Annotated in this window: 17 protein-coding genes and 1 other RNA gene; 6 read left to right on the top strand and 12 right to left on the bottom strand. The window is 57.6% G+C overall.

Annotation, left to right across the window (positions count from 1 at the left end; genetic code table 11):
• Positions 1 to 121: 121 nt before the first annotated feature.
• Positions 122 to 1,405, top strand: a complete 1,284-nt coding sequence (gene guaD, locus MWU55_RS09725) for a guanine deaminase (protein WP_246935854.1) — start codon at positions 122 to 124, stop codon at positions 1,403 to 1,405.
• Here the strand turns inward: guaD and MWU55_RS09720 are convergent.
• The 3 genes from MWU55_RS09720 to MWU55_RS09710 all read right to left on the bottom strand — a co-directional run bounded on the left by MWU55_RS09720 (position 1,402) and on the right by MWU55_RS09710 (position 4,093).
• Positions 1,402 to 2,733, bottom strand: a complete 1,332-nt coding sequence (locus tag MWU55_RS09720) for an 8-oxoguanine deaminase (RefSeq protein WP_246935853.1) — start codon at positions 2,731 to 2,733, stop codon at positions 1,402 to 1,404. The genes guaD and MWU55_RS09720 overlap by 4 nt on opposite strands.
• A gap of 128 nt (positions 2,734 to 2,861) precedes the next feature.
• Positions 2,862 to 3,665 carry a histidinol-phosphatase gene (gene hisN / locus MWU55_RS09715; protein ID WP_246935852.1) on the bottom strand — a complete coding sequence of 268 codons (804 nt, stop codon included), beginning with the start codon at positions 3,663 to 3,665 and terminating at the stop codon, positions 2,862 to 2,864.
• Positions 3,666 to 3,724: 59 nt separating this feature from the next.
• Entirely contained in the window at positions 3,725 to 4,093 is a 369-nt protein-coding gene (locus tag MWU55_RS09710) for a helix-turn-helix transcriptional regulator (protein ID WP_246935851.1), read from the bottom strand.
• 230 nt (positions 4,094 to 4,323) lie between these two features.
• Between MWU55_RS09710 and MWU55_RS09705 the strand changes: the two genes are divergently transcribed.
• Positions 4,324 to 5,295 carry an NADPH:quinone oxidoreductase family protein gene (locus MWU55_RS09705; RefSeq protein ID WP_246935850.1) on the top strand — a complete coding sequence of 324 codons (972 nt, stop codon included), beginning with the start codon at positions 4,324 to 4,326 and terminating at the stop codon, positions 5,293 to 5,295.
• On the opposite strand, the gene MWU55_RS09700 is transcribed toward MWU55_RS09705, so the two are convergent.
• Positions 5,292 to 6,146, bottom strand: a complete 855-nt coding sequence (locus MWU55_RS09700; RefSeq protein ID WP_246935849.1) for a LysR family transcriptional regulator — start codon at positions 6,144 to 6,146, stop codon at positions 5,292 to 5,294. The two genes, MWU55_RS09705 and MWU55_RS09700, sit on opposite strands and share 4 nt — an antisense overlap.
• Positions 6,147 to 6,269: 123 nt before the next feature.
• Here MWU55_RS09700 and MWU55_RS09695 point away from each other — a divergent pair, with 123 nt between their 5' ends.
• From MWU55_RS09695 to MWU55_RS09685, 3 genes are all read left to right on the top strand, one after another.
• Entirely contained in the window at positions 6,270 to 6,482 is a 213-nt protein-coding gene (locus tag MWU55_RS09695; protein ID WP_246935848.1) for a DUF1127 domain-containing protein, read from the top strand.
• Between the two features lie 107 nt (positions 6,483 to 6,589).
• Positions 6,590 to 7,306: a Bax inhibitor-1/YccA family protein gene (locus MWU55_RS09690; protein ID WP_246935847.1), complete on the top strand. Its 717-nt coding sequence runs from the start codon at positions 6,590 to 6,592 to the stop codon at positions 7,304 to 7,306.
• A gap of 68 nt (positions 7,307 to 7,374) precedes the next feature.
• Positions 7,375 to 8,079, top strand: coding sequence for an SGNH/GDSL hydrolase family protein (locus tag MWU55_RS09685; RefSeq protein ID WP_246935846.1), 705 nt, complete (start codon positions 7,375 to 7,377; stop codon positions 8,077 to 8,079).
• Positions 8,080 to 8,145: 66 nt separating this feature from the next.
• On the opposite strand, the gene rpmG is transcribed toward MWU55_RS09685, so the two are convergent.
• From rpmG to MWU55_RS09650, 7 genes are all read right to left on the bottom strand, one after another.
• A complete protein-coding gene (gene rpmG / locus MWU55_RS09680) occupies positions 8,146 to 8,313 on the bottom strand; it encodes a 50S ribosomal protein L33 (RefSeq protein ID WP_132694922.1) in 168 nt (55 codons plus the stop codon).
• Between the two features lie 179 nt (positions 8,314 to 8,492).
• Positions 8,493 to 8,882: RNase P RNA component class A (rnpB, locus tag MWU55_RS09675), an RNA gene on the bottom strand.
• Positions 8,883 to 8,978: 96 nt separating this feature from the next.
• The gene (locus MWU55_RS09670) at positions 8,979 to 9,647 is read right to left on the bottom strand and encodes an N-acetylmuramoyl-L-alanine amidase (protein WP_246935845.1); all 669 of its coding nucleotides are present in this window, start codon (positions 9,645 to 9,647) and stop codon (positions 8,979 to 8,981) included.
• Positions 9,648 to 10,391 carry a hypothetical protein gene (locus MWU55_RS09665; RefSeq protein ID WP_246935844.1) on the bottom strand — a complete coding sequence of 248 codons (744 nt, stop codon included), beginning with the start codon at positions 10,389 to 10,391 and terminating at the stop codon, positions 9,648 to 9,650.
• 42 nt (positions 10,392 to 10,433) lie between these two features.
• Entirely contained in the window at positions 10,434 to 11,915 is a 1,482-nt protein-coding gene (gatA, locus tag MWU55_RS09660) for an Asp-tRNA(Asn)/Glu-tRNA(Gln) amidotransferase subunit GatA (protein ID WP_246935843.1), read from the bottom strand.
• Between the two features lie 12 nt (positions 11,916 to 11,927).
• Entirely contained in the window at positions 11,928 to 12,215 is a 288-nt protein-coding gene (gene gatC / locus MWU55_RS09655) for an Asp-tRNA(Asn)/Glu-tRNA(Gln) amidotransferase subunit GatC (protein WP_246935842.1), read from the bottom strand.
• Between the two features lie 96 nt (positions 12,216 to 12,311).
• Positions 12,312 to 12,767, bottom strand: a complete 456-nt coding sequence (locus MWU55_RS09650; RefSeq protein WP_246935841.1) for a nucleoside deaminase — start codon at positions 12,765 to 12,767, stop codon at positions 12,312 to 12,314.
• Positions 12,768 to 12,839: 72 nt separating this feature from the next.
• Here MWU55_RS09650 and MWU55_RS09645 point away from each other — a divergent pair, with 72 nt between their 5' ends.
• Positions 12,840 to 13,742 (top strand): pseudouridine synthase, encoded by a 903-nt coding sequence (locus MWU55_RS09645; protein WP_246937853.1) that lies wholly within the window; start codon positions 12,840 to 12,842, stop codon positions 13,740 to 13,742.
• Between the two features lie 15 nt (positions 13,743 to 13,757).
• On the opposite strand, the gene xseA is transcribed toward MWU55_RS09645, so the two are convergent.
• Positions 13,758 to 15,332: an exodeoxyribonuclease VII large subunit gene (gene xseA / locus MWU55_RS09640; RefSeq protein ID WP_246937852.1), complete on the bottom strand. Its 1,575-nt coding sequence runs from the start codon at positions 15,330 to 15,332 to the stop codon at positions 13,758 to 13,760.

Raw genomic sequence — 15,332 nt, 5'->3', positions numbered from 1 at the left:
GCCCTCCGTTCTGGTTCGGCCCGACCATAGGACAAGCTGTGCCTCAAGGGAACCGTCAGAAAGGCATTGAACCCGCGAAATTCGGCGCCTACGGTGATCGACGGCAATCAAGGAGGCCAGCATGGAACTTCTGTTGGGGCAGGTTCTGCAATTCAACAATACACCGTTTGAAGGAAGACCCGAAGACGCGGCCCTTCACATTCGGCGCGGCGCTGTGGCCATCAAAGACGGAACGATCCTTGATGTGGGCGAGGCTGACACCCTTCGCGCGGCCCACCCTGACGCCCCCGTGACCGATATGGGCGACGCGCTGTTGTCCCCCGGCTTTGTCGACACCCATGTTCACTATCCGCAAACCGCCATCATTGCCTCATGGGGCAAGCGGCTGATCGATTGGCTAAACAGCTATACTTTTCCCGAGGAAGGCCGGTTCGGAGACGCAGGTCATGCGACCGAGGTTGCCGAAACCTATTTCGATCTGGTGACCGCGTCTGGAACCACCACCACAGTCAGCTATTGCACGATCCATCCGGAAAGCGTGGATGCCTATTTCGGCGCAGCCCAGAAACGCGGGCTACGTGTGTTGGGTGGCAAAACCTGCATGGATCGTAACGCGCCTGACAATCTGCGAGACACCGCCAAATCCGCTTATGATGACAGCAAGGCTTTGCTTGAGCGTTGGCATGGTCAGGATCGCTTGTCTTACGTTATCACCCCGCGCTTTGCGCCCACATCCACACCCGAACAGCTTGAGGCACTCGGCGCGCTTTGGGCGGAGCATCCCGAGCTGCTGATGCAGACCCATATCAGCGAACAACATGAAGAGATCGCGTGGGTTGCAGACCTCTTCCCTGAGGCCGAGGATTACCTGGACGTCTACGAGAAATTCGGGCTGGTCAAACCTGGTGCGCTGCTGGGACATGCCATTCATCTGACCGAACGCGAACGCGACCGGATCCGCGAGGTCGACGCAAGCCTTATCCACTGCCCTACATCCAACATGTTCATCGGCTCTGGCTTGTTCGACATGAATGGATTGATGACACAGGGCCACCGGATCGGACTTGCGACAGATACCGGCGGCGGGTCGAGCTTTTCGATGCTGCGAACCATGGCCGCCGCTTACGAGGTTGGCCAGTTGTCCGGTTTCGCAATACATCCCGCACAGCTTTGGTGGCTGGCGACGGCTGGTTCGGCAAATGCAATTCATCTGGGCGACAAGATCGGACGCCTGGCCCCCGGATACGAGGCCGACATCATTGCAATCGACCTAGACTCGACCCCCGCAATTGCCCAGCGCGCTGCGCGGGCCGAGGATATCTGGCAGGCCGTATTCCCCACCATTATGATGGGGGATGATCGGGCGATCTCGGCAGTTTGGGCAAACGGGCGTAAACTGCGCTAATCCATCAAGCCGTTTGCCAGTCGGTTCTGGTTTTCAATGACGCGCGGCAGATCAATCGTGGTGATCTGTCCATCACGCACCACCTGTTGACCTTCGACAAAAAGATGGCGCACGTTGCGCGGCCCGGCCAACACAAGGGCTGCGGGATCCCAACTTCCAGCGCTTTCCAGCCCGCTCACATCCCAGATGGCGATGTCTGCACGTTTACCTACGGCCACCTGACCGCAATCGTGGCGGCCCAGCACCTCGGCCCCGCCTCTTGTGGCGATCCTCAATGCCTCGCGCGCGCTCATCTTGTCGGCCCCAAGTGCCACACGTTGCAACAGCATCGCCTGACGCGCTTCATCCATCAGATTGCCCAGATCGTTTGATGCCGAACCATCCACGCCCAATCCAACTTTCACGCCAGCATCCCGCATGGCACGCACCGGTGCGATGCCAGATCCCAAGCGACAGTTGGAGCAGGGACAATGGGCCACCCCAGTGCGCGTATGTGCGAAAAGGTCAATTTCAGCACCATCCAACTTCACGCAATGGGCGTGCCAAACGTCGTCGCCAACCCAGCCAAGTTCTTCTGCATATTGGCCGGGGCGGCAACCAAACTGCGCCTCGGAATAGGCGATGTCTTCGTCGTTTTCGGCCAAATGTGTGTGCAGCATGACCCCCTTGTCGCGGGCCAGAACAGCTGCGTCTCGCATCAGGTCACGGCTGACCGAGAAGGGCGAGCAAGGTGCAACACCAACGCGCAGCATGGATCCTTCAGAAGGATCATGGAACGCGTCGATAACGCGGACACAGTCCTCAAGTATCGCAGCCTCATCCTCGACCAAACTGTCGGGTGGCAAGCCGCCATCGCTTTCGCCAATGGACATGGCCCCACGCGTCGGGTGAAAGCGCAAGCCCACCTCGCGCGCACCGTCAATTGTGTCCTCAAGCCGAGCACCATTTGGATAGAGGTACAGATGATCTGACGACATGGTGCAGCCGGACAAAGCAAGCTCGGCCAACCCGACCATTGCAGAGACGCGCATCTCATCGGGCCCAAAACGCGACCAAATAGGATAAAGTGTTTGCAACCAACCAAATAGAAGCGCGTCTTGCCCACCCGGCACAGCCCGGGTCAGCGTTTGATAGAGGTGGTGGTGGGTGTTGACCAATCCCGGCGTGATGATCGCGTTACGCGCATCAACCACCTCTCCGGTTGCCTCCAACCCAACACCGATTTCTTGGATCACCCCGCCCGACAGGCGAACATCGACGCCCGGCAGTTCCTGATCCCGGTCATCCATCGTCAGAACGGTGCGTGCATTTCTGATAAGATAGTCCATGTTGCCTCCTTTCGCCCGTTTCGGTGAGACAACATGAGGTGCGCGACAGAAAGGGCAAAGGACTCGCGAACAAGGGAAGTTTGCCACAGGGGCTACGGATAGCGCAAGCCGCAGCTATGAACGCGAGCTTAAACCTTAGACAGAACCTCTAGGGCTTTCTTGTGGATCTTGGCATTTGCGGCAGCAAGCACGCGGCCGCCCTGATGGACCGGTTTGCCCTGCCAATCCGTCACGATTCCGCCTGCAGCTTCGATCACTGCGATCGGGGCCTGAACATCGTAAGATTGCAATCCGGCTTCGACCACCAAATCAATCTGACCAGCCGCGACCAGACCATACGCATAGCAATCCATTCCATAGCGCGTCAGCTTTGTTTGCTGGGACAAAGATTGAAACGCGGTCCCTTCCTGTGCGGTACCAACTTCGGGGAAAGTGGTGAACAGAATGGCCTCTGACAGATCGGCGGTGGTGCGGGTTTTCAGGTCGCGGCGGCCCAGAGGCCCGTCAATCCAGGCTTCCCCCAGCCCGCCGATAAAGCGTTCCTTGATATAGGGTTGGTCGATAATGCCTAGTTCGGGACCATCCTCGCGCCCAACGGCAATCAGAACCCCCCAAGTGGGCGTGCCAGATAGAAACCCGCGTGTTCCATCAATGGGATCGAGCACCCAGGTCAGGCCGGACGTGCCCTCTTTCTGACCAAACTCTTCGCCGAAGATGGCATCGTCAGGGCGCAGGTTAGCGAGCAAGTCGCGCATTGCTTTCTCGGCCGCGCGATCACCTTCTGTGACGGGATCAAACCCCTCGGTCAGCTTATTGTCTGCCGTCAGATCACTGGAGCGGAAATAGGGTAGGATCGCGTCGCGCGCCGCATCAGCCAACAGGTTGGCCACGTGAATCAGGTCGGCCTGAGTATCCGCGCTTAGCTTTTGCATAACCATATCCTTCTGCTACCCCTAGCGCGGTAGCAGTGATACGCGAGCATCGTCAAGCGTCAGGCGACGTCTGACAGAACCCTTGCAAGCTCGAACAGCCGGCGACGTTGATTTTCTGGAATGGCATAGTAGCTGCGGACCAGCTCAAGTGCTTCCTTATCGGCAAGGAAATCGCTAGGTAGCGCATCTTCGCCAGTATCATCCGCGTGGTTTTCCAAACCATCAAAGAAAAAACTGACGGGCACTGAAAGAGCGGCCGCTATATCCCACAAACGAGATGCCGAAACGCGATTCATTCCGGTTTCATATTTCTGGATTTGTTGGAATTTGATCCCGACTTTTTCAGCCAATTGCTGCTGGGTCATGCCAACCATCCACCGACGATGGCGTACACGTTTACCTACATGGATATCCACGGGATGCTTCATCCAATAACTCCTCGTTAACAAGCTGCCCAGCAGCCTAACTTAATTCTTTTTCTACTGCCGGAACGACGAAAGCCAATAGATGCATATCGCGTACATGCGTAATACGAAAACGCGTAACATATTCATGTACATATTGCAATTTCGCCCGTTCAATAACCTGGGGCAAAGTTGACCTCCTACAGCACTCGATTTTTTTCTGAAGCAAGGTTACACCACGGGCAGGAGGCCACATGAAAACTTATCGCGTCACAGAGCTTGGAAAACACCCATCACTAATCGACTTGTCCGCCCTGCCCTTGCAGAAGGGTTTCGCGCGGATCGACATCCGCGCATGCGGATTGAACTTCGCAGATCTTCTTATGTCGAAAGGTACGTATCAAGACACACCCGAGGTACCGTTTTCACTTGGAATGGAACCCGCTGGCATTGTGACCGAGCTTGGTCCCGATACCGAAGCACCCGCTTTGGGTGCGCGCGTTGTTGTGTTCTCAGGCCGCGACGGGCTGGCAGATGAAGGGGTGTTCCCTGCGGATCGCTGCCTTCCCATTCCAGACAACATGAGCTTTGAAGACGCCGCCGCTTTTCAGATCGCCTATGGGACAAGCCATGTGGCGCTTGACTACAAAGCCCAGCTTAAACCTGGTGAAACGCTGCTGGTCTTAGGGGCTGCCGGTGGTGTTGGCCTGACCGCTGTTGAGATCGGAAAAGTGATGGGTGCCCGTGTCATTGCGTGTGCACGCGGGGCCGAAAAGCTGGAAATATGCAAACGTGCGGGCGCGGATCATGTAATCGACAGCACCACGGAAGACATCCGCAGCGTCGTTAAATCGCTTGGGGGAGCTGACGTTGTATATGACGCGGTGGGTGGCGAACAAGGCGAAGCAGCTTTCCGCGCCACCAATCCGGATGGGCGTTTTCTGTACATCGGATTTGCTTCGGGCGACATGCCCAAGTTGAAGCCCAATCATATGCTTGTGAAAAACATCACGGCAATTGGGCTTTATTGGGGAGGTTATCTTAGGTTCAAACCCGAGGTGCTGACTGACAGCCTTCGCGTGTTGCTTGACTGGTATGCTGACGGGAAGATCAAACCACATGTCAGCCACAGCCTACCCCTGGAGCAAGCCGATCAGGCGCTTGAACTTCTGAGAAGCCGGAAATCCACAGGCAAAGTGGTGGTGACAATGGAGCCTAACGCTTAAAGCTCGTCAAAGGCGCGTCTTATCATCTCAAGAAGTTCATCCAAAGCTTCGTTGCCACTTTTCTGGGCAGCATACATGTTCACTTGTGTCACCGACAGATCTGGCAGTGCTCCTCCATGATCTACAACTTCAAGATCACTGCGTACAGTGCCCTCGATCACCGCATGAACAGCCAAATCGGCGGACAACGATGCTTCGATTGTGCGGGTGGAATCGCTTTCGACTCCCATCTCCCACGGTATGCCCACCTCATCTAGGGCTTCCTGCACTTCTTTGCGGAAGATACAATTGTGTTCAAAGGCCAGCCTCAACGGGCGTTGGCGCCAAGCTTGACCACCCGGCGCACCAACCCACACCAAAGGAAGAGCTGTCAGGGTTTCACCGCCCGCATCCTTTTGCTCTTCCGTCGTCAGAATGACATCGCATTCCCCACGCCCAAACATAGATTTCAGCCGGCTCGTGTAGGACGAGATCAACTGGACCCGCATCCGCGGATACTCTGCGTGGAACTGACGCAGCACCTTGGGAATCGCCGGATAAACAACGTCAGACGGCACGCCCAAGACGACCTCGCCTTCATATGCTTGATCGGTAAGTCGCGAATAAACCTCGTCATTCAATCGCAGGATACGGCGCGCATACCCCAAAAGCTGCTCACCATCCGCGGTAAGCGAAACTCCACGACCTGATCTGTCCAGTAACGGGCGCCCAAGGCTTTCCTCAAGGCGTTTTAGCTGCATCGACACCGCAGACTGCGTTAGATGCAGAAGCCCTGCTGCCCGAGTTACCCCCCCAGCATCCGCAACGGTCGCAAAACTGCGGAGCGCTGTTAGATCAAGATTTCGCGGCATATCACCCCCCGTGATGATTCATAACAAAATCATTCATTTTACTTATCCATCACAAAGAAGCATAACGATCAAGAATTTTGATGCAACACGCATCATTCATCAGAATCACAAAGGAGAGTCGAGATGACCGCAGTAACCTGTACCAACGCCCCGATCGCAAAACGCAGCTTCTCGCCGCTCACGTGGGTTGCCAACATGCTGGAAACCCGCCGGGAACGTCAGGCTCTGGCCGAACTGGACGCTTATCGCTTGGAAGACATCGGTCTGACCGAAGCCGAAGCACATCGCGAAGCCACCCGTCCGCTTTGGGACGTGCCAGCACATTGGCAATACTAAGGGCAATCCGCTCTTAAGCACTTGAAAATTACGCCGCCCTTGCCAATATTACGGCCAAGGGCGGTTTTCATTTGAGACCGCCACAATAAGTATTCTTGGAGGTCTCAATGGCTGAGTTTGACACGATCCGCACCGGCGTAGGTTCGCAGGCCGCGATCGACGAAGGGCTTCGCGCCCATATGAACAAAGTATACGGCACCATGTCCGTTGGTCTGCTTTTGACCTTCGCGGCAGCTTGGGCCGTGGGCAACAACGCTGCGATGATGGAAACGCTGTTCACCGGCTTCACCCGCTACATCGTGATGTTCGCCCCGCTGATCATGGTTTTTGCCTTTGGTGCGATGATCAACCGCCTGTCCGCTGCTGGCGCACAGCTGTTCTTCTACACCTTCTCGGCCGTCATGGGCATTTCGATCAGCTACATCTTCGTGGTCTTCACGGGTATGTCGATTGCGAACACCTTCCTGATCACCGCGATCGCTTTCGCTGGCCTTAGCCTTTATGGCTACACAACCAAGCGCGACCTTGGGCCAATGGGTGCATTCCTGATCATGGGTTTGATCGGCATCATCATCGCCATGATCGTGAACATCTTCATCGGGTCGTCGATGATCCACTTCGCAATCTCAGTGATTGGTGTCCTGATTTTCGCAGGCCTGACCGCTTACGACACGCAGAAGATCAAGACAGACTACCTGGCACATGCTCACGCGATGGACAGCGAATGGCTGGCGAAATCCGCGATCATGGGTGCGCTGAACCTGTATCTGGACTTCATCAACCTGTTCATGTTCCTGCTGCAGTTCCTTGGCAACCGCGAGTGATCTGCACTCGAAAAGACATCACGGGGCCGGTCATTGCGACCGGCCCTTTTTTGTTGTGAGATAGGTTTATGCTGGTCCTGCTTGAAACCATCGCGAAACTTCTGCTGAGCCCGCTTTTGACCTATCAGGCACTGCGCGTGCGCAAGACTGCTACCCGCCTTTCTGAACCACCGGGGCACAGGTCAGGCAGTGGGGGCCGCGGCCAGCCTTTGAAGATTCTGATCACGGGCGACAGTTCGGCCGCCGGTGTCGGTGCGACACATCAGTCCGAAGCCCTTTCGGGACAGCTTGCTCGGGCGTTGGGAGAATCCTATCAAGTCAATTGGAAACTGATTGCCCGAACCGGGAACACCACCCGTACCACCATTCCCCTATTGCGATCTCAACAGTTCGAACCAGTCGATATTGCGTTGGTTGTCCTTGGCGTGAACGACATCACCAGTCAGACCCCGTTGAAACGGCTACTGCGCCAACGTGCGCAACTCTATCAATTGCTTTTTGAAGACTGGGAGGCGAAGCGGGTGATCGTGGCAGGGATCCCTCCGCTTAAGGATTTCCCGCTACTGCCGCACCCCTTACGCTGGTTCCTGGGGGTACAGGCCAAACGGTTCGACAAAGCACTGGCACACCAGGCCCTGACCCTGGGCGTCGACTATATTCACTTCGACATCCCCTTAACCCCAACCATGATGGCAGAGGACGGGTTTCACCCCGGACCAAACACCTATTACCTAATGGGCGAGAAAGTGGCCCAGCGAATCCTACACCGGTAAAGAACACATTCCCAAAAAGAAAAAGCCGCCCCAATGGGACGGCATCTTCAGCAAAGTCAGGCGATCTTACTTGATCTTACCTTCTTTGTATTCAACGTGCTTGCGCACAACCGGGTCGTACTTCTTGATCACCATTTTTTCGGTCATGGTGCGTGCATTTTTCTTGGTCACATAGAAGTGGCCGGTATCCGCGGTCGAGTTCAGGCGGATTTTGATTGTGGTCGGCTTCGCCATAACAACAGCTCCTATCGGGCGGGCGCATGCCGCCCGGCGTAAATCTCTGGAACCCGCCTTTTAGCGCCATTGGCCCCCGAGTCAACAGCGAAAGGTCAAATTATGCGGCGCAGGACATATTCTCGATACGGGGGCTGCGCTTTGCGCATGCGGAAGATTGTAACTGACTCCAAATGAATACGCGCGGATGGCCTGTAAGCCGGATTCTGTCCCGGTGTTGCCACCATGGATGACCATTCCTCTAGACCTGCTGTTACCAACAGGTTCAAGCTGCCAACCCGGATCTGCTCGGGGCAAGACGCCCCTGGGGTTGCCCCCGCGCGATCCCTATTAGGCATTGCTCCCGGTGGGGCTTGCCGTGCCGCCGCTGTTGCCAGAAGCGCGGTGGGCTCTTACCCCACCGTTTCACCATAACCTGCGCAGGCGCAGGCTGTCTGTTTTCTGTGGCGCTTTCCCTCGGGTTTCCCCGGCCGGGCGTTACCCGGCACCGTTGCCTTGTGGAGTCCGGACTTTCCTCGCGCCCCAAAGATGCAAGCATCCTAACGACCCGCGGTCATCCAGCCATCCGCGCAATGTTGGACTTAGATATGCTGAGCCGTGGCGTCAAGGCGCGAGGGCGGAAGGGGCGCAGCCCCTCGCCTCTTTGAGGCTCACCCCGGGATATTTTAGGCAAGAAAATGCGAGGGGCTGGGAAGGGCTGCGAAGTCATCTTCTGACAGGGCCCCCTCGCCCCATGGTCGGTGGCGCAAGCGTACGGCAGCCAGCAGGGTGGCGTCATCGATATCGGTTGGGTAGCCCAGTTTGGCAGCGCAACTGCGGAAAGTGTCGAACGACGGGTCGCCTATGGAGCCCGACGTTCCTGAGCACACAGCAAGGCCCTGTCGCGCCAGTCGCGCCCAGTCGAAACGCGGTCCGGGGTCGAATTTGCGTCCGGGGGCCATATCACTGTGACCAATCACGGCTGCGGGGGGGATATCCCAGCGGGTCATAACACCGGACAACAGCTGTTCCAAAGTACACATCTGCGGTTCGGAAAAAGGCGATGCACCATCATTGTCGATCTCGATACCAATAGATCGGGAGTTGATGTCATCCATCCCCCTCCAAGACCCGGCTCCTGCATGCCAAGCACGCTGATCTTCCTCGACCATTCGAAACAGCCGACCATCCCGGTAGATCAGATAATGCGCCGATACTTCATGTTCGGGGTCGCACAGACGGGTCAAAGCCTCGTCCGGGTCTGGCATGGCAGTGTAGTGAAGAACGATCAGTGAGGGCTGCAACCCATCCCGACGGGGTCCGAAATTCGGAGAGGGATGGGAAATTGCCCGCATTCACTCGGTCGAGATGTTCAACGTTTCCCCGGGCAGCGGCACATCAGGCGCTGGCTGTGGCGCAGGGGCCGGGGTGGGGGCAGGAGCAGGTGCTGGATTGGTAGTGATTCCAATCGCTTGCAGTTCTTCCGCACTCACAGCCGCATCGGGTGTTGTCGCAGGCTGCGTCACACCACGTGCCGCACGAAACGGCGCTGGATCCCATGCACAGGCGAACCCATCCCCATCAGGATCAATTCCGTGTTTGTCGCGCTTTGGGCCTCCGCCCTCAAGAAACGCAATTTGTGCAAAATCAGCGGACGTATAGCGCGAGCAATTGCGGCGCGCTCGTGCATCACCTGACAAAGAAGAACGCTGATAGACCGGTTGCCCGACAGAGTTGGTCGTGGACAGTGCATATTGCACAATAGATGCCGAACTTCCCGAGGGTCGATCTGGCAGCGCTTCTGGCTGCACCTGTTCATAGTTCGCACGATACCCAGCCAAGCGCTGCGCATCACTTTGGATGCTTTCACGTGAAGACACAGCCGAGAAATCTTGCTCGTCCGAAATGCCCGCAGCTTCCGACGCAGCGGTTGGTGCTGCATCAACTGAACTATTGTCGCCAAATGCAGACAGAGGCTGCCCGTCCGCACCTATTTGCGCTGTCTGCCCGGATATTCCTTCGGGGGAACGGCTATCCGGCAAAGGCGACATACAGCCAGCCATCAAGCCAAGTGCAACAAATCCGATTGTGATGCGCATCGTGAGCTCCCTGAAGTTGCTTTCACGCCAGTTTCGCGGGTTTTACCACCATTTAGACGGCTTCGCCACAAAGCCAGCACGCGCTTCGACTTCGTGGGCGATATTCAGCAGATCGCCTTCTTCCCACGGGCGCCCAATAAGCTGGAGGCCAAGCGGAAGACCCTGTGCATCCAGACCCGCAGGGATCGAGATTCCAGGCAGGCCCGCAAGGTTCACGGTTACGGTGAAAACGTCGTTGAGGTACATTTTCACCGGATCCGCATTCGCCATTTCGCCCAAGCCGAAGGCGGCAGAGGGCGTCGCAGGGGTCAGGATCGCATCAATGCCTTGGGCGAACACGTCGTCGAAGTCTTTCTTGATCAACGCGCGCACGCGACGGGCGCGGTTGTAATAGGCGTCGTAGAAACCCGCCGACAGAACATAGGTGCCGACCATCACGCGGCGCTGCACCTCATCCCCGAAACCTTCAGCACGGGTTTTGGCGTACATTTCATCAATACCATCGCCCGCTTCCAGCTTTGCGCGGTGGCCGTATTTCACGCCGTCATAGCGCGCAAGGTTCGACGATGCCTCGGCAGGTGCAATCACGTAATAGGCGGGCAGCGCATATTTGGTGTGTGGAAGCGAGATATCGACCATCTCGGCACCTGCGTCGCGCAGCATGTCGGCCCCATCGGCCCACAGCTTCTCGATCTCATCGGGCATGCCATCCATGTGGTACTCCTTCGGAATACCAATTTTCTTGCCTTTGATATCACCGGTCAGCATCGCTTCGAAATTTGGTACCGGTATGTCGGCGCTGGTCGAATCCTTCGCGTCATGGCCACACATGGCTTCCAGCATGATCGCCGCATCGCGCACCGATTTGGTCATCGGTCCAGCCTGGTCCAGCGAACTTGCAAATGCCACCACCCCCCAACGCGAGCAGCGCCCGTAGGTGGGTTTGATGCCGGTGATGCCAGTGAAAGCCGCAGGCTGACGGATCGACCCGCCAGTGTCGGTGCCAGTGGCCCCCAGACACAAATCCGCAGCCACAGCGGATGCCGACCCACCCGAGGACCCGCCAGGGGTTAGCTCGCGATCATCGATTTTCCACGGGTTCACCGCGTTGCCGTAGACCGAAGTCTCGTTCGAGGACCCCATCGCAAACTCGTCCATGTTGAGTTTGCCCAACATGATCGTACCAGCATCCAGAAGGTTCTGGCTAACGGTCGATTCGTATTCCGGCTTGAAGCCATCAAGGATTTTCGACGCGGCCTGCGACGGCACACCTTTGGTGCAGAACAGGTCTTTAATACCCAGCGGGATGCCGCACATGTCAGGCGCATCACCCGCCTGAATTCGGGCGTCAGCGGCTTTCGCCTGCTCGCGGGCCAGATCGGAGGTGTTGTGGACGAAAGCGCCCAGCGCGCCAGCGCCTTCAATTTCGGTCAGGCAAGCCTCGGTGATTTCGGTGGAAGTCACGTCACCTTTGCGCAGCGCGTCACGGGCATCGGCGATGGTCAGTTTATTCAGCTCAGTCATGTCCCTGCCCCCTTATTCAACAACTTTCGGAACCGCGAAGAAGCCTTCGCGTGCATCCGGTGCGTTGGACAGGATCTTTTCAGGCATGTCGCCATCGGTCACCACATCTTCACGGCGTTTCAGGCGCATCGGCGTAACCGAGGTCATCGGTTCGACACCTTCCACATCCACCTCGTTCAATTGCTCGATGAACCCAAGGATCGCATTGAAGTTCTCGGCCAGCTCCGGCAGGCGGTCTTCCTCGACCTTGATGCGGGCCAAATGCGCAACCTTGCGCGCGGTTTCGATATCAATCGACATGAAGTGTCTCCGGGTGTGTGTCGCACAAGGCGCTTTGTCCCGTCATTTATCGCGCGGGGGCTCAGGCTGCAAGCGGTGCGCGTCTGTAAGCGGCGTTCAATCACGCCTGGCGGCAAAAAAGGATTTCAGAAGCTCTTCGGATTCCTCCGCGGCGATCCCGTCATAGACCTCGGGCACGTGATGGCACTGAGGGTGGCTGAAAATGCGCGGGCCTTGCGCAACACCACCAGATTTGGGGTCCGCTGCACCATAGTAAACCCGCCGGATGCGGGCTGCTGAAATCGCCGTCGCGCACATGGGACAGGGTTCCAGAGTGACATAAAGATCGTGATCAGGTAGACGCTCTGACCCGGCAGCAGCACAGCCTTCACGGATCACAAGGATTTCTGCATGGGCCGTCGGGTCGTTCATCTCGCGGGTGCGATTACCCGCCGTGGCCACCACTTCACCGGATGGGGACACCAGCGCCGCGCCCACAGGCACTTCACCGCGGGTTGCGGCGGCGCGGGCTTCTGACAGGGCGGTCTCCATATGGCTTTTGAACTGGCTCATGCGCCCTTCATGCCTGCCAATGACCTGCTTGCCAAGGCTTCCCCTTTCGCGCGGCCCGCGTTATGCGGGGGTATGACGGACAATCCCACCCCCAAAGGCGATCGCATCGCCAAAGTGCTGTCGCGCGCTGGCGTTGCCAGCCGCCGCGAAGCCGAACGTATGATCGAAGCCGGGCGCGTCAGCGTGAATGGCAAGGTGATCGAAAGCCCCGCGCTGAACATAACGCCGCAAGACAAGATCCTTGTCGATGACAAGCCCGTGGCCGAACCTGAACCTCCGCGAATCTGGCTGTATCACAAACCCTCAGGGCTGGTGACCACCGCCAAAGATGAAAAAGGGCGCGAAACCGTCTTTGACAAGCTGCCTGATGATCTGCCGCGTGTGATGAGTATTGGGCGTCTGGATCTGAACTCTGAAGGTTTGCTTCTTTTAACGAATGACGGAGAGGTGAAACGCAAGCTAGAGCTGCCCTCAACCGGGTGGACCCGCAAATACCGTGTGCGTGTAAAAGGCCGGCCGACAGATGATGTCCTGGCACCGGTTCGCAAGGGAATCACCGTTGATGGCGAGCGTTTTCAGCCCATGTCGATCTCGCTTGATCGGCAGCAGGGCGCAAATGCCTGGCTGACCATCAGCCTTCAAGAGGGCAAAAACCGCGAAATTCGTCGCGCGATGGAAGCCATTGGTCTGTCGGTGAACCGCCTTCTTCGCGTTAGCTATGGCCCCTTTCAACTGGGAGAATTGAAAGCGGGAGAGGTGGAAGAGGTCAAACGCCGTGTGGTGCGTGATCAGCTTGGGATGGATGAAGATAAAAAACCGCCCACCCGGACGCGCAAAGCACCACCGAAAGGCAACCGAGGAGCCGCTCTGAAAACTGGGTTCAAGCCCAGTTCAAAATCCGGCTCCAAAGGCCCCAACCCGCAAAGGTCGGGCCGCCCGCAACGGGGCAAGCCGGGGCAAAGGCCGAAGCGCTAAGCGCGGGGCGTTCCATCAGAACAAGGACCCCTGCCCTGGGTCAGTTTTCCCGGGGCTTGATGGTTTTGTGGGCTTTGCCTTTGGCTTTGCTGCGGTTGCCGTGGCATCGCCGACGGAAAGCCGCCCATCTGCAAACTCGATCTCAAGCGCCCCTGCTTTCGACGCCGCTTTCTGCGTGGTCACAACATCGCCATCCCCACGCACAACTGCATAGCCACGTTTAAGCGTCTCGGTATAGCCAAGCGTCTGGCGCATGCGCTCCAGCGCGACCAATCGGTCAGTCTGACGGGCAACTGCGCTGAGATAGGCGTGGTCAAGCCGAGCAGCAACATCCCGAACCTGACCAGCCCGTTTCTTGTTGTCTTCCCGGATCCGTCCCGCATCCAAACGCGCGGAGAGCTTGTTCAATTCACGACGATGATCGGCGGTTCCCCGTGACAACCCCGGCCCAAGACGCGCGGCAGTTCCGTCCAACTTGTCGCGCAGTGGCGCCAACCGCGCGGTCAGCGCGCGTGGGCGCAAACCAGCCGCTGCTTCCGTCAGCTTCACGCGCCGCGCCTGCGTCATATGCGTCAACGCTGCAGGCAGTTTCAGCCCCGCTGTGTCCAGTCTTTGACGCGGCCCGTCCAGCAACGCTTCGGCACGTGGTAAGGCACGCGCAAGATCGCGCAGCCTCTGACCCCTTTGCCCCACGCCTTGCTCTAATGATCGGGTCAGGCGGGTTCCCTGTTCCTCTGTCCACGCAAGCAATTCCAGCCGAACCGGCACGGCATGTTCTGCCGCTGCGGTCGGCGTCGGGGCGCGCAGGTCGGACACAAAGTCAATCAGAGTCGTATCCGTTTCGTGCCCAACAGCAGAGATTAACGGGATGTCCGATGCAGCGGCAGCGCGGGCGACGACTTCTTCGTTGAAGCCCCAAAGGTCCTCGATAGAGCCACCACCCCGCGCTACAATCAGCAAATCTGGACGGGGCAGCGCACCGCCGGGTGTCAGACGATTGAAACCTTCGATTGCCGCAGCCACCTGAGGGGCACAGGCGTCGCCCTGCACAGCGACGGGCCAGATCAGCACCTTGCGCGGGAAGCGATCACGCAACCTGTGCAGAATATCGCGGATCACGGCCCCGGAGGGCGAAGTCACAACGCCGATCACTTCAGGCAGGAAAGGCAGCTTTTTCTTGCGTTCCGGTGCAAAAAGCCCCTCAGCGGCCAGTGCTTTCTTGCGCTTTTCCAACATCGCCATCAACGCGCCTTCGCCCGCGACGACCACATCATCCACGTTGATCTGGTATTTGGACTGGCTGCCAAAGGTGGTGATTTTGCCCGAAACAATGACCTCCATGCCTTCTTCCGGCATGATCGAAAGGCGGCTCACCTGCCCCTTCCAGCTGACCGCTGCGATCACGGACCGGTCGTCTTTCACGTCGAAGTAAAGATGCCCCGACCGCGCCAACATCACGCGACCAACCTCGCCGCGCACGCGGACACGACCAAATGCGCCTTCTATGGTCTTCTTCACTGCACCCGAGATCTCGGAAACAGTAAACTCTGGGGCGTTTTCACCCGGCTGGGGATCGTCGATTAGGTCCAT

This window comes from Aliiroseovarius sp. F20344, from assembly GCF_023016155.1.
Taxonomy (GTDB): Bacteria; Pseudomonadota; Alphaproteobacteria; order Rhodobacterales; family Rhodobacteraceae; genus Aliiroseovarius.
This window is presented reverse-complemented; position numbering and strand designations above follow the sequence as displayed.

Bases quoted from the DNA above. Each gene is read 5' to 3' on its own strand.
- guaD (WP_246935854.1), top strand. From the start codon at position 122: ATGGAACTTCTGTTGGGGCAGGTTCTGCAATTCAACAATACACCGTTT.
- MWU55_RS09720 (WP_246935853.1), bottom strand. From the start codon at position 2,733: ATGGACTATCTTATCAGAAATGCACGCACCGTTCTGACGATGGATGAC.
- hisN (WP_246935852.1), bottom strand. From the start codon at position 3,665: ATGCAAAAGCTAAGCGCGGATACTCAGGCCGACCTGATTCACGTGGCC.
- MWU55_RS09710 (WP_246935851.1), bottom strand. From the start codon at position 4,093: ATGAAGCATCCCGTGGATATCCATGTAGGTAAACGTGTACGCCATCGT.
- MWU55_RS09705 (WP_246935850.1), top strand. From the start codon at position 4,324: ATGAAAACTTATCGCGTCACAGAGCTTGGAAAACACCCATCACTAATC.
- MWU55_RS09700 (WP_246935849.1), bottom strand. From the start codon at position 6,146: ATGCCGCGAAATCTTGATCTAACAGCGCTCCGCAGTTTTGCGACCGTT.
- MWU55_RS09695 (WP_246935848.1), top strand. From the start codon at position 6,270: ATGACCGCAGTAACCTGTACCAACGCCCCGATCGCAAAACGCAGCTTC.
- MWU55_RS09690 (WP_246935847.1), top strand. From the start codon at position 6,590: ATGGCTGAGTTTGACACGATCCGCACCGGCGTAGGTTCGCAGGCCGCG.
- MWU55_RS09685 (WP_246935846.1), top strand. From the start codon at position 7,375: ATGCTGGTCCTGCTTGAAACCATCGCGAAACTTCTGCTGAGCCCGCTT.
- rpmG (WP_132694922.1), bottom strand. From the start codon at position 8,313: ATGGCGAAGCCGACCACAATCAAAATCCGCCTGAACTCGACCGCGGAT.
- MWU55_RS09670 (WP_246935845.1), bottom strand. From the start codon at position 9,647: ATGCGGGCAATTTCCCATCCCTCTCCGAATTTCGGACCCCGTCGGGAT.
- MWU55_RS09665 (WP_246935844.1), bottom strand. From the start codon at position 10,391: ATGCGCATCACAATCGGATTTGTTGCACTTGGCTTGATGGCTGGCTGT.
- gatA (WP_246935843.1), bottom strand. From the start codon at position 11,915: ATGACTGAGCTGAATAAACTGACCATCGCCGATGCCCGTGACGCGCTG.
- gatC (WP_246935842.1), bottom strand. From the start codon at position 12,215: ATGTCGATTGATATCGAAACCGCGCGCAAGGTTGCGCATTTGGCCCGC.
- MWU55_RS09650 (WP_246935841.1), bottom strand. From the start codon at position 12,767: ATGAGCCAGTTCAAAAGCCATATGGAGACCGCCCTGTCAGAAGCCCGC.
- MWU55_RS09645 (WP_246937853.1), top strand. From the start codon at position 12,840: ATGACGGACAATCCCACCCCCAAAGGCGATCGCATCGCCAAAGTGCTG.
- xseA (WP_246937852.1), bottom strand. From the start codon at position 15,332: ATGGACCTAATCGACGATCCCCAGCCGGGTGAAAACGCCCCAGAGTTT.